The organism is Polaromonas sp., assembly GCF_012927455.1.
GTDB lineage: Bacteria > Pseudomonadota > Gammaproteobacteria > Burkholderiales > Burkholderiaceae_C > Polaromonas.
The window spans coordinates 605,372-618,941 of the sequence record NZ_JABBPE010000015.1 but is presented as its reverse complement, the minus strand read 5'-3'; the positions used below and the strand labels follow the sequence as shown (position 1 = coordinate 618,941).

Here is a 13,570-nt window from a genome sequence, read left to right as displayed (position 1 = left end):
TCGTTTGCTATTAATTTGATAGCTTTTAGTGCGCGCCAGCATGGGGTTGCAGGCTTTTTTCTTGAACTTGAAAAGCTTGCGCAGGCCCTTCCGGACAAACCGAACTTCAACAGGAGAACATCCATGTCGGACATTGATGTGAAATATGCTGCGCTCGGCGGCGCAGGCGGCTGGCTGGGCCCCGCGACAATAGCGGAACTGGGGGCGCCGGACGGCATCGGCCACTATCGGCACTACCGCAGCGGATCGATCTACTGGTCGCCGGCCAGTGGCGCGCACGAGATCCACGGCCGCATCCGCGACCGCTGGGCCGCTCTCGGCTGGGAGCGCGGCTTGCTGCACTACCCGGTCACCGACGAAACCGCCACACCGGGCGGCGGCGGCCGCTACAACCACTTCCAGGGCGGCTCGGTCTACTGGACCCCTGCCACCGACGCGCACGAAGTGCATGGCGATATCCGCGGCAAATGGGCCAGCCTGGGCTGGGAGCGCAGCTTCTTGGGCTACCCGCTGACTGACGAATCGACCACGCCAGACGGCATCGGCCGTTACAACCACTTCCAGGGCGGCTCGATCTACTGGACGCCCGTACTCGGCGCGCACGAGGTTCACGGCGCGATCCGCGGCAAGTGGTCGACCCTGGGCTGGGAGCGCAGCTTCCTCGGCTACCCGACCACCGACGAGTCGACCACGCCCGACGGTGCAGGCCGCTACAACCACTTTCAGGGCGGCTCGATCTACTGGACGCCGGCGACCGGCGCACACGAGGTGCATGGCGTGATCCGCAACCTGTGGGCCGGCATGGGCTGGGAGCGCAGCTTCCTCGGCTACCCGACCAGCGACGAGCTCAGCACCGAAGATGGCCTCGGCCGCTACAGCGAGTTCCAGCATGGCTCAATCTACTGGAGCCCGGCCACCGGCGCGCTGGCGTGCCGGGAAACCATGCGGCTGCATATCAAGTGCCTGACCGCGCCGACCCGCTTCAGCATCAACCAGATGATCTCCAACATGCGCCTGACCTATGCCACCGCGCAGATCGGCATCAAGTACGTGTCTTTCGAAGTGCTGAGCCTGCCGGCCCTGAACGACCTCGACGTGGGCGGCTGTACCATGGGCAGCGTGACGGCAGAGCAGACCGATCTGTTCTCGCACCGTAACTTCGTCAGCGGCAACGACGTGGTGGCCTACTTCGTTCGCAGCACCCAGCCGCCTTTCAACGGCTGCGCCAGCCACCCGGCAGGCCAGCCGGGCGCTGCAGTGGCCAGCGGCGCGAGCGCCTGGACTTTGGCCCATGAGATCGGCCATGTGCTCGGGCTCGCGCATGTCAACAACAACAACCGGCTGATGACCGGCAATGGAACCGACAACATCACCAACCCGCCGCCCGACATCGTCGCCTCCGAGAGCGCGACGATGCTGGCCAGCCCTTCGACCATCTAGTCTGGAGCCTCAAAATGTCCGTCACCATGCAACAAGTTCTTGCTGAGATCGACCGCGAGGAGCCCGTCTACGCGGCCTTCCCCAAACTCGGTCCCGAGGCTCTGCCACACCTGAAGATGATCATCGCCGCCAACGATCCACTGAAGGCAGCCAAAGCGGCCTATGCCGCCAGCCTCATCGGTGGCGCTGAAGCCATCGAGTTGCTGCGGGTTGCAGCCGAGCACCACGATCCGCAAGTGCGTATCGCCGTCGCCCACGGCTTGCAGAACCTGTCGAAGGCCGCGCCTGGCGATCTGGTCATGAAGGCGTTGAACGACGCGGATGCCGGCGTTCGCAAGCTCGCCTTGAACACTGCCGGCGTGCTAAAGCGACCCGAGTTCAGCGAGCGCGTGGCTCAGATCGAAAAAAGTGATCCGGCCGAGCACTTGCGCAGCGCCGCCACCGCCACCGCCAAGCAGTTGACACCCAGCGCACCGGCCAAGAAGGTGGCACCGAAGAAATAATAGAGAAAAGCGAAAAAGGGCAAGGCTCAAAATAAAGAGCGCCTTTTCTCTTTTTGACGTTCAGCGGGTGGCTAGCAAGTTTCAGGCATCAAATCAACGTACAGCTTAATGGGAATGGGTGCAACGCGCTATTAAAAACATAGCATTTGCCGGCACGTAGCGAAACTACTTCCCCATCTGCCAGCCGCCGCCCAGTGACTGGATCAGAGCCACTGCCGTAGTCTGCCGATCCGCCATGGCTTGCACCAATGCGCGGCGCGCATTGAGCGCGGTGGCCTGCGCGGTGATGACTTCGGTGAAGCTGACCTGGCCGCTGCGGTAGCGGTTGAGCACTTGCTGCTCGACCTGGTCGGCTGCGGTGGAGGCCTGGCGGCGCAGGTCCTGCTGGGTTTGCAGCACGCGGGTGGCGGCGAGCTGGTCTTCGACGCCCTGAAAAGCGCTCAGCACGGTTTGCCGGTACTGCGCCACGGCCTGCGCGTGCGCGGCCTGGCGGGCCTCTACGCGGGCGCCGGTGGCGCCGGCGTTGAAGAGCACTTGCGCGGCCGACAGACCTAGCGACCAGACGCTGCTGGAGGCGTTGAACAGGTCGGCAACGCGGCTGGCGCCGAATCCGGAAGACGCGCCCAGGGAAAGGCTGGGGTAGTAGGCGCTTTTGGCGATGCCGATCTGCTCGTTGGCGATGGCGACGCGGCGCTCTGCGGCGGCAATGTCGGGTCGGCGTTGCAGCAAGGTGGACGGCACGCCTACCGGAACCTCAGGCGCAACGGGGCTCCAGGCAGCGGGGGCGAGCGTGAAGTTGCCGGGCGCAACGCCTACCAGCACGGCAATGGCGTGTTCAAGCTGGGCGCGCTGGCGCTGCAGCCCGGCGTCGTCGGCCTGCGCATTGGCCAGCTGGGTTTGCGCCTGCAGCACATCGGTTTTGGCCGCAATGCCGGCGCTGTAGCGGTTTTGCGTGATCTCCAGGCTGCGCTGAAAGCCTTCAATGGTGGTTGTCAGCAGCGCTTTTTGCGCGTCGGTCTGGCGCAGCGACAGGTAATTGATTGCCAGTTCGCCCTGCGCCGACAGCCTGGCCGAGGCCAGGTCGGCGGCGCTGGCCTCGGCGCCTGCCTTCGCGCCCTCGACCGCGCGGCCCAGGCGGCCCCAGACATCGGGCTCCCAATTGCCGCCTATGCTGAGCTGGTAGCTGTTGCCGGTGCGCCCGCCGCTGCCGCTGCCGCTGCTGCTGGAACTGCTATGAGAGCGCGTGCCGCCGCCATCGAGCGTGACCACAGGAAACAGCCCGGCACGCTGCTCGCGCACCAGCGCGCGCGCCTGGGCGTAAGCGGCCACGGCAGCCGCCACATTCTGGTTGGACACCTCCACCCGCGCCGCCAGCTGGTCGAGCAGCGGGTCGTTAAACAACGACCACCAAGGGCCGCGCTCCAGCGCATCGGCGGGCGCGGCGGGAACCCAGCCCTCGGCTTCCTTGAAGGCGCTGACATCCACCGTGGCCGGGCGCTGGTAACTGGGGCCGACGGCGCAGCCGCTGAGCAGCACGGCCAATGCGGTGGCGCACTGGTAAGGGTGAAGGTTAGGGCGCATGGGCAACCTTATGGATTCGTCATTCCCGCGCTGGCAGAATCCAGCGCGCTTTGAACGAGGGGTGGGTGAGGTGCCGCGGCTTTTTGCCTGCGCGGCAATGACGGCAGCAGGGTGGTGACGCAGGCATGAGAACATAAATGACTCATTGCAGTTGCAGCGGCGGTCGCGGCGGTGGCTGGCTGGAATCAGCGGGGTGGCGGCTCAAATGGCGCTCCGAGGGATTGCGGCGGCGCAGCTTGTCGAGCAACACATAGACCACCGGCGTGGTCAACAGCGTCAGCAGCTGGCTGGCAATCAGCCCGCCGATGATAGCGATGCCGAGCGGGCGGCGCAGCTCGGCGCCCTCGCCAAAGCCGATGGCCAGCGGCAGGGCGCCCAGTATGGCGGCCAGCGTGGTCATCAGGATGGGGCGAAAGCGCAGCAGGCAGGCTTCACGCACCGCTTCAACGGCAGAAATGCCGCGCGCACGTTCGGCGTCGAGGGCAAAATCGATGATCAGGATGGCGTTCTTTTTGACGATGCCGATCAGCAGAAAAACGCCGATCAGCGCAATCAGCGAAAAATCGAGCTTGAACAACATCAGCGCCAGCACGGCGCCCACGCCGGCCGAGGGCAGGGTAGAGATTACGGTGAGGGGATGCACCAGGCTCTCATACAGAATGCCGAGCACGATGTAAATCACCACCAGCGCAGCCAGTATCAGCAGCGGCTGCTCGCCTTGTGATTCCTGCGCGCTGAGCGCCGTGCCTGAAAAACTGCCGCGCACATTGTTGGGCAGGCCAATGGCGGCTTCGGCCTGCCTGACAGCCGACTCGGCATCGCTGATGGTGCGGCCTTCGGCCAGGTTGTAAGAAACGGTGGTCGACAGCTCGCCGTCTTCGTGGCTGATGGAGGCGGCGGTGGAACCCTGGCTGAAGCGCGCAATGCTTGAGAGCGGCACCATGGTGCTGGCCGCTGTACTGAGCGACTGGCCGGAGGAGGGATCGCGCAGGGCCGGGTTCACCGGGATGGTGCTGGCCGCTGCGGGCGTGGCAACGGGCGATGTGGCCGCCGTGCCGTTGGCACTTGCACCGCTGTTGCCACTGACGTTTCTGGCCGGGATGTAGATGTCCTTGAGCGACTCGGGACTGCGCGTGAAGCGCGGCGCTACCTCCATGATGACGTGGTACTGGTTCAATTCGGCATAGACGGTGGCAACCTGGCGCTGGCCGAAGGCGTTGTAGAGCGCGTTGTCGACATCGCGTGAGCTGATGCCGAGTCGCGCCGCGCTTTCCTTGTCCACCGTGACCATGGTTTCAACGCCGTGTTCTTCCTGGTCGGTGTCCACGTCGGTCAGCGCCTCCTGCCGCTTCATCTGATCGGCCAACCGCGTGGCCCAGACCCGCAGGTCAGCGGCGTTGTCGCTTTTCAGGGTGTACTGGTAGGTTGAACTGCTCTGGCGGCCACCACCGCGCAGGTCTTGTACCGGGTTAAGGAAGAGTGAGACCCCGGTGACGCTCGCCAGCTGCGGGCGCAGCCGCGCAATGACGGCCTGACCGGCATCGCTGCGCTGCGCCACTGGCTTGAGGTTGATGAACATGAAGCCGCCGCCCGAGCGCGAGCCGCCGGTAAAGCCGACCACGGTGTCCACCGCCGGGTCACGCCGGATGATGTCGACCAGTTGTTTGAGCTTGCCCTGCGTGGCCTGGAAGGAAATGCTGCGGTCGGCGCGCAGGCCGCCGGCGATCTGCCCGGTATCTTGCTGTGGGAAAAAGCCCTTGGGTACCTTGACGTAGAGATAGACGTTGAGCGCGACAACGGCGAGCAGAATCAGCATCACCAGCAGCTTGCTGGCAAGTGCCCAGTCCAGCGCCACTTCGTAGCTGCGCAGCACGCGCTTGAAGCCGTTGTCAAACCAGCGGGAGATGCGTCCCGGCGGCTTGCGGTCTGTAGCGGGCTTGAGCAGCCAGGCGCACATCATGGGCGTGGTGGTCAGTGAAATCACCAGCGAGATCAGCACCGCCGCTGACAGCGTGACGGCGAATTCGCGAAACAGCCGCCCCATCTGGCCACCCATGAAGAGCAGCGGAATGAACACGGCTACCAGCGACAGGCTGATCGACAGCACGGTGAAACCGACTTCGCGTGCGCCCAGCAACGCCGCCTTGAAGCGGTCCATGCCAGCTTCGATGTGGCGGCTGGTGTTTTCCAGCACCACGATGGCGTCGTCCACCACAAAACCGGTGGCCACGGTAAGCGCCATCAGGCTCAGATTGTTCAGGCTGAAGCCGAGCAAATACATCACGCCAAAGGTGCCGAGCAGCGACACCACCGTGGCAACCGCAGGAATCAGCGTGGCGCGCGCGCTGCGTAAAAACGCGCTGACCACCAGCACCACCAGAGCAATCGATATCAGCAGCGTCAGCTCAATTTCGCGCAGCGAGGTGCGAATAGAGTTGGTACTGTCCGACGCGACCTGCAATTGCACGTCGGCAGGCAGCTGCGCCTGCAGGGCCGGCAGCAGAGCCCGCACGCCGTCCACTGTTGCAATCACGTTGGCACCGGGCTGGCGTGTGACCAATACGACGACGGCCGGCTCGCCGTTGAAAAGGCCCAGGGTGTTGGTGTTCTCAACGCCGTCCAGCACCTCGGCCACATCACCCAGCCGTATTGCCGCACCGTTGCGCCACGCCACCACCAGCCCCCGGTAATCGGCAGCACGACGCCCGCCGCTGGCGGTGTTGGCGCCCGAATAGATCTGCAGGCGCCGGCCGGCCCCTTCACCGCCTGCGTCGTTAACTTCAATGGCGCCCTTGGGCCGGTTGGCATTCGACGCCTGCAGGGCCGCCCGCACGTCCTCCATGCTGATGCCATAGCGGTTCAACGCCAACGGGTTCAGCTCAACACGCACGGCCGGCAGCGAACCGCCACCGAGTTCCACATCGCCCACGCCCGGCACCTGGGCAATCTTTTGCTGCAGCAGGTTGGAGACTTCGTCGTAGATTTGCCCGGGCGAGCGGCTTTTGGAAGTGAGCGCCAGGATGATGACGGGCGAGGCGGCCGGGTTGGCCTTGCGGTAGGTCGGGTTGCTGCGCAGTGTGGCGGGCAGGTCGGCGCGGGAAGCGTTGATGGCGGCCTGCACTTCGCGTGCGGCCGCGTCGATCTTGCGGTCCAGGTCGAACTGCAGCGTGACGCGGGCCGAGCCGGTGCCGCTGTTCGACGTCATCTCATTGACGCCGGCGATCACGCCCAGGCGCCTTTCCAGCGGCGTGGCCACGCTGCTGGCCATGGTGCTTGGGCTGGCGCCGGGCAGCGAGGCGCTGACCGAGATGACGGGAAAATCAACCTGCGGCAGCGGCGAGACGGGCAGCACAAACAGCGCGCCTATGCCCGCCAGCGCCAGGCCTATGGTCAGCAATACCGTGGCTACGGGCCGGCGGACGAAGGGCTCGGAGAGGTTCACTTCTTTGCTCCCACCTTGGCTGTCGTTCTTGGGTCCTGCTGCGCTGCTGAGGACTGCTGGCCGGGGGTAGCCCGGCGGCTAGTCACTTTCTTTTGCTTCGCCAAAAGAAAAGTAACCAAAGAAAAGGCGACCCTACTGTCTGCGTCCCTTCGCTGCGCTACGGGCAACCTGCGGTGCTCGGTCCAGTCGGGGTATCGTGCAAACTCGCTTCGCTCAGACAAGCACGATCCCTGATCCGTCTGGCCCTGCGCTCCTCGGCGCATACAGAAGGGCTTTGGGGTCGGATTCGGGTTCGAGTTTGGATTCGGGTTCAGGAATTTTTCGACTTCTTGCCAGCGCTGCCGGATCCGATCCCACCCCGTCCTGGCTGGGCCTGTGCTGCTTGAGAGAAGCGGGATCAGGGCCGGCACTTGTCTGAGCGAAGCGAGTTTGTGCCGGACCCTCGCTTTTCTCAAGCAGCGCAGGTTGCCTGAAGCGAAGCGTAAGGACCCAGACTGCGGGTCGCCTTTTCTTTGCTTACTTTCTTTTGGCGAAGCAAAAGTAAAGTGAGTCGCCGCCGGGCGACTCCCGGCCAACGCACCAAGAAAAGAAAGCACGCTATCAAATATATAGCTACTTACGCCCATGGATAATGGGCTAGAGCCATAAACAGCACAAGAAAGCATCAAACCCGCTCCCTTCCCCGAACCCGCCGCCCCAGCCGGTCAAACGCCAGATAAATCACCGGTGTAGTGAACAGCGTCAACACCTGACTCACGATCAAGCCGCCAAAAATTGCCAGCCCCAGCGGCCGCCGCAACTCGGCCCCTTCACCCCAGCCCAGCATCAGCGGCACAGCAGCAAACAGCGCCGCCAGCGTGGTCATCAAAATTGGCCGAAAGCGCAGCAGCGCCGCCTGGTGAATCGCTTCCTGCGCGGACTTGCCTTCGTTGCGCTCGGCGTCAATCGCAAAGTCGATCATCATGATGGCGTTCTTTTTCACGATGCCTATCAGCAAGATAATGCCGATGACGCCGATCACGCCGAGGTCAGAGCCGCTGATCATCAGCGCCAGCAGCGCACCCACGCCGGCCGACGGCAGGGTCGACAAAATTGTCAGCGGGTGGATGTAGCTTTCATACAGCACGCCCAGCACGATGTAGACGCAGATCACGGCCGCCAGAATCAGCCACAGCTGGTTGGCCAGTGACGACTGGTAAGCGCCCGCCGCGCCCAGAAAGGTCAGCGTGACGCTGGCCGGCAGTGCCATGTCATTGGCGGCCTGCTTGATCTGGTCAACCGCCTTGCCCAGCGACACGCCGGGCGCCGTGTCAAAGCCCAACGTGGTGGCCGGGTACTGGGCGACGCGGGTGATCTGCAGAGGCGCCGGGCGCTCGCTGATGCTGGCGATGCTGGACAGCGGCGTGGTGCCGCCCACGCCGGCTTTCAGTTGCAGGTTTCCCAGCGAAGCTACGGTGTTGAGCGGATCGGGCAGCGCCTCCAGAATCACGCGGTACTGGTTGGTCTCGGTAAAAATTGTCGAGACGATGCGCTGGCCAAAAGCGCTGTACAGCGCGTCGTCAATGGCCGAGGTGGTGATGGCCAGGCGTGCTGCGGTGTCGCGGTCTACCGTGATGAAAGCCGCGCTGCCGCTGGCGCCGGCGTCCGATGAAATATTGCTCACGCCGCTCAGTTGCTGCATGCGCTGTGCCAGCTGCGTGGCCCACTTCACCACCGTGGCGTTGTCGGAGCCTTCGAGCGACACGCGGAACTGCGTTGGGCCGGTTTCGGCGTCAATCGTCAAGTCCTGCGTTGGCTGCAGATACAGCGTGACGCCGGCGATGTTGCTGACGCGCCGCTTCAGCCTGTCCATGGTGGCCTGCTGGCTGCCGCTGCGCGTGGCCTTCAGGTTGATCAGCATGCGCCCGGTGTGCAGCATGGTGTTGTTGGCCGCGTCCACGCCGATGAAGGAGCTCAAGGTGGCGACGTCCGGGTCTTCCAGAATCGCCCGGGCGGCGGCCTGCTGCAGCTCGGCCATGCGGCCATAAGACACCGACTGGGCGGTTTCGATTCTGCCTTGCAACTGGCCGGTGTCCTGCGTCGGAAACAGGCCCTTGGGAATCAGCACATACAGCAGCACTGTGAGCGCCAGCGTGGCCAGGGCCACCAGCAGCGTGGCGGTTTGACGCGCGAACACCCAGCTGAGCGAGCGGTCGTAACGCACGATGACGCCCTCAAAAAGCTGCTGCAGCCGCGCGGCGACCGTGCGGTCAGGCATACCGGCTTCGGCCGCCAGCGCCGGGCCGCCCCAAGCCAGGCCAGCCCCTTCTTCCGATTCAAGGGGCAGCGCACCGCCGTAGGCTCGCGAAGCGACAAGCGTGGGGTTTTTTGCTTTGAGCCAGCGTGCCGACATCATGGGCACCAGTGTCAAGGACACCACAGCCGAGATCAAAATCGTGATGGCCAGCGTGATGGCGAATTCGCGGAACAGCCGGCCCACCACATCGCCCATGAAGAGCAGTGGAATCAGCACGGCAATCAGCGAGACCGTCAGCGAAATGATGGTGAAACCGATCTGTTTGGCGCCCTTGAAGGCGGCGGCCATGGGCTCTTCGCCTTTTTCGATGTAGCGCGAGATGTTTTCAATCATCACGATGGCGTCGTCCACCACGAAGCCGGTGGCAATCGTCAGCGCCATCAGGCTCAGGTTGTTCAGGCTGTAGCCCAGCAGATACATCGCGCCGCAGGTGCCTATCAGCGAAATCGGCACGGCCACGCTGGCAATCACGGTAGCGCGCAGGTTGCGCAGGAACGCGAAGATCACCAGCACCACCAGCAGCACGGCCAGCATCAGCTCAATCTCGACATGCAGCACCGACGCGCGTATGCCGGTGGTGCGGTCGCTCAGCACCTCGACCTTGATGGAAGCGGGCATTCCAGCCTGCAGCTCGGGCAGGCGCGCCTTGATGGCATCGACCGTGTCAATCACGTTGGCGCCGGGCTGACGCTGCACGTTCAGGATGATGGCTGGCTTCAACTGCTTGGCGAGCGCCCCCAGACAGTCATTTTCTTCCGTGGGCACGCGCGCAGCCGCCGGCGGGCAGTCACCGCCAGACCAGGCGCCGAGCTTGGTGTTTTCGGCGCTGTCCACCACCTGGGCTACATCGGCCACACGCACCGCGGCGCCGTTTTTGTAGGCAATGATGAGGTTTTTATAGTCGCTGGCGGCCAGCAGCTGGTCGTTGGAATTGATGGAATAGGCGCGCGTCGGGCCGTCTATGCTGCCCTTGGCGCCATTGGCGTTGGCCGCCGCAATGGCGGTGCGCAGCGCGTCAAGCGCCAGCCCGTAAGAGGCCAGCGCACGCGTGTCGGCCTGAATCCGTACGGCGGGGCGCTGGCCGCCGCTGAGCGACACCAGGCCGACGCCATTGACCTGGCTGATCTTCAGCGCCAGCCGCGTGTTGACGATGTTCTGCACCTCCGTCAGCGGCAGCGTGTCGGAGGTGATGGCGAGCGTTAGCACCGGTGCATCGGCCGGATTCACTTTGGCGTAGACCGGCGGCGCCGGCAGATCGGCCGGCAGCAGCGAGCCGCCGGCATTGATGGCGGCCTGCACCTGCTGCTCGGCCACATCCAGCGCCAGCCCGAGGTTGAATTGCAGCGTGACGATGGACACGCCGGCGGCGCTGGTCGAACTCATGCGCTGCAGCCCGGCCATCTGGCCGAACTGGCGCTCCAGCGGTGCCGTCACGGTTTGCGCCATCACCTCGGGGCTGGCGCCGGGGTAAAGGGTCTGGACCTGAATCGTCGGGTAGTCGACCTGCGGCAGCGCCGACAGCGGCAAGAATTTGAAACCGACCAGGCCCGCCAGCACGATGGCGAGCATCAGCAGTGCGGTGGCGACCGGCCGGCGAATGAAGGGACTTGAGGGGCTCATGTCGGGCGTGGGCTCGGATGGCTGGTAGTCCAGCGGCTGGTTCATGTGCCTTCGGCTTGCGAGGCGCGGCGGCGGCGTTGCGGTGCGGCCGCGCTGGCGGGTGCCTCAGCAGCAGGCGCGGATGCTGCCGCTGCAGCCGGCGGCGCCACGCCATCGGGCACGCCTTCGCGCTGGCCAGGGCGCTTGCCACCTTTTGCACCGCCCTTGCCACCGCCTCTTGCGTCGCTCGGCGCGTCGCCCGGCAGCACCACGCTGGCGCCGTCTTTCAGCCGGTCGGCGCCTTCAGTGATGACGCGTTCTCCGACCTGCAGACCGGAGGCGATCACGATCTTGTCCACCGTGGCCTGCCCGGGCCGCACCGGCCGCAAGGCCACGGTGCGTTCGGCGCTATTGAGCACATACACATAATCGCCGCTGCTGCCATGGCGTAGTGCCGTCACCGGCACCACCACGGCGTTTTCAATAGTTTTGACGAGCAGCTGCACATTGACAAACTGGCTCGGGAACAGCGCCAGCTTGCCGTTGGCAAAACGCGCCTTGGCCTTGACGGTGCCGGTCTGAATGTCCACCTGGTTGTCGAGCGAGGCAAACACCCCCGTGTCCAGCGTGCTGGAGCGGGTTCTGTCCAGCGCGCTGACCTTCATCGCAGTGCTGCCGCTGCTGGCCGCCTGCTGCAACTCGCTGGCCTGGTCCTGCGGCACGGCAAACACCACATCAATCGGCGTGACCTGCGTGATCAGCGCAATGCCGAGGACGTCGCTGCTGCTCACCACATTGCCGACGTCAACGCTGCGCAGGCCGACGCGCCCGCTGATGGGCGCCACGACGCGGGTGTAGCTCAGGTTCAGCCGCGCCGTGCCTTCGGCCGCCTTGTCAATCACCACCGTGCCCTCGAGCTGCTTGACCAGCGCGGCCTGCGTGTCGACCTCCTGGCGGGCAATCGAGTCCTGCTCGAGCAGGGTTTTAAAGCGTGTCAAGGTGACGCGGGCGCTGTCGAGTTGCGCCTCATCGCGCAGACGCTGACCGCTGGCCTGCATCAGCGCCATTTCAAACTGGCGCGGGTCGATGGTGGCCAGCAATTCACCGGCGCGCACCATCTGGCCTTCCTTGAACAATACTTTTTCCATCACGCCGGAGACCTGGGGGCGCACCCGCACGCTGGCTTGCGGCGTGACGGTGCCCAGGGCTTCCAGAACAATCGGAATGCTGGCGCGCTCTGCGGTGGCGACGCCCACGGTGGTGGCCGTTCTTCGGTTCGCGCCGCCCGGCCTGCCGGGACCGCTTGCCGAGCTGTCCGCCTCTGACGCAGGGCGCGTGAGGTGCCAGGCCAGCCAGCCGGTGCCGGCCAGCAGCAGCAACGCCAGTAGACTGCCGATCAAGGTCGCGCGGCGGCTCAATCGTTTGCGGGGCGTGGGCTGGGGGCCGGAGTAGGGAATTTCGGCGTTGGGGTCCATCAGCGGCGTCCTTGTTGCCTGCCGCGAAGGGGAATTGCGGCATTCTGGGTAATTGTTGTGGCGCCGTCTGCAACGCTTGCTGCAGAAGGCGGCGCATTTTTTTGAGCCAGCGCTGAATAATTATCACTGCAAGGCCACGCGAGCGGGTGTCGGCGTGGAAAGAGGTAAGTAAACGTGCGGTAAAGCGGCATCGTGGCCTGTGCCGCCCGCCGGGACAGACGAGCATGAGCGCCAGGTACTGGACGAAGAAGGACTTTCGTTGCAACAATCTGCCCCTAAGCTGAACTCAAGGAATCGGAATGAGCATAAAAAAAGACCAGAACGTGGGCCTGGTGGGCCTGGGCGCCATGGGCAGCGGCATGGCGCAGTCGCTGCGCCGGGCCGGCTACACGGTTCACGTGTTTGATGTGCGGCCCGGTGTGGCGCAGGCGTTTGCCCAGTTCGGCGGCGTGGCCTGCGACACGCTGGAGCAACTGGCCGCGCAATGCACGGTGGTGGTGTCGGTGGTGGTGAACGCCGCGCAGACCGAAAGCGTGCTGTTTGGTGACCCCCATGGCGCGAATCCCACCAAGGGCTGCGCCGCCGCCATGGCGCCCGGCAGCGTGTTTGTGATGTGCTCCACGGTGGACCCGCTCTGGTCGGTGGCGCTGGAGTCGCGCCTGGCCGAGCTGGGCCTCCTGTACCTGGATGCGCCAATTTCCGGCGGCGCGGCCAAGGCCGCGTCGGGCGAGATGACCATCATGAGCGCCGGCAAGCCGGCCGCCTATGCGCTGTGCGAGCCGCTGCTCAACGCAATGGCTGGCAAGGTCTACAAGCTCGGCGACAAGGCCGGTGCGGGCAGCAAGGTCAAGATCATCAACCAATTGCTGGCCGGCGTACACATTGCCGCCGCCGCCGAAGCCATGGCGCTCGGCCTGCGCGAAGGCGTGGACCCAGAGGCGCTGTACGAGGTGATCACGCACAGCGCGGGCAACAGCTGGATGTTCGAAAACCGCATGGCGCATGTGCTGGCAGCCGACTACACGGCGCTGTCGGAGGTGGATATTTTCGTGAAAGACCTGGGGCTGGTGCTTGATCTGGCGCGCGCCAGCAAGTTTCCGCTGCCGCTGTCGAGCACGGCGCACCAGATGTTCATGCAGGCCAGCACGGCGGGCTTTGCCAAAGAAGATGACAGCGCCGTGATCAAAATTTTTCCCGGCATCGAGTTGCCTAAAAAATCATGAGTAGCGAGCAC

The 13,570-nt window shown here is 64.6% G+C and carries 7 protein-coding genes; 3 read left to right on the top strand and 4 right to left on the bottom strand.

Annotated elements, in window-relative coordinates; translation table 11 throughout:
• Nucleotides 1-15 precede the first annotated feature (15 nt).
• Together HHJ18_RS14975 and HHJ18_RS14970 are read left to right on the top strand one after the other, a co-directional pair.
• Nucleotides 16-1,440 carry a hypothetical protein gene (locus tag HHJ18_RS14975; protein ID WP_296916556.1) on the top strand — a complete coding sequence of 475 codons (1,425 nt, stop codon included), beginning with the start codon at nt 16-18 and terminating at the stop codon, nt 1,438-1,440.
• A 14-nt stretch (nt 1,441-1,454) separates the two neighbouring features.
• Nucleotides 1,455-1,943, top strand: coding sequence for a HEAT repeat domain-containing protein (locus tag HHJ18_RS14970; RefSeq protein ID WP_296916554.1), 489 nt, complete (start codon nt 1,455-1,457; stop codon nt 1,941-1,943).
• A 165-nt stretch (nt 1,944-2,108) separates the two neighbouring features.
• Here the strand turns inward: HHJ18_RS14970 and HHJ18_RS14965 are convergent, their stop codons facing one another.
• The 4 genes from HHJ18_RS14965 to HHJ18_RS14950 all read right to left on the bottom strand — a co-directional run bounded on the left by HHJ18_RS14965 (nt 2,109) and on the right by HHJ18_RS14950 (nt 12,336).
• The gene (locus HHJ18_RS14965; protein ID WP_296916553.1) at nt 2,109-3,524 is read right to left on the bottom strand and encodes an efflux transporter outer membrane subunit; all 1,416 of its coding nucleotides are present in this window, start codon (nt 3,522-3,524) and stop codon (nt 2,109-2,111) included.
• Nucleotides 3,525-3,666: 142 nt separating this feature from the next.
• Nucleotides 3,667-6,966, bottom strand: coding sequence for an efflux RND transporter permease subunit (locus HHJ18_RS14960; protein WP_296916551.1), 3,300 nt, complete (start codon nt 6,964-6,966; stop codon nt 3,667-3,669).
• 664 nt (nt 6,967-7,630) lie between these two features.
• A complete protein-coding gene (locus HHJ18_RS14955) occupies nt 7,631-10,882 on the bottom strand; it encodes an efflux RND transporter permease subunit (protein ID WP_296916649.1) in 3,252 nt (1,083 codons plus the stop codon).
• 41 nt (nt 10,883-10,923) lie between these two features.
• Complete coding sequence (locus HHJ18_RS14950; RefSeq protein ID WP_296916549.1) at nt 10,924-12,336, bottom strand: efflux RND transporter periplasmic adaptor subunit; 1,413 nt, start codon at nt 12,334-12,336, stop codon at nt 10,924-10,926.
• Nucleotides 12,337-12,635: 299 nt separating this feature from the next.
• On the opposite strand from HHJ18_RS14950, the gene ltnD reads away from it, so the two are divergent.
• A complete protein-coding gene (ltnD, locus tag HHJ18_RS14945) occupies nt 12,636-13,559 on the top strand; it encodes an L-threonate dehydrogenase (RefSeq protein ID WP_296916547.1) in 924 nt (307 codons plus the stop codon).
• Nucleotides 13,560-13,570: the final 11 nt, after the last annotated feature.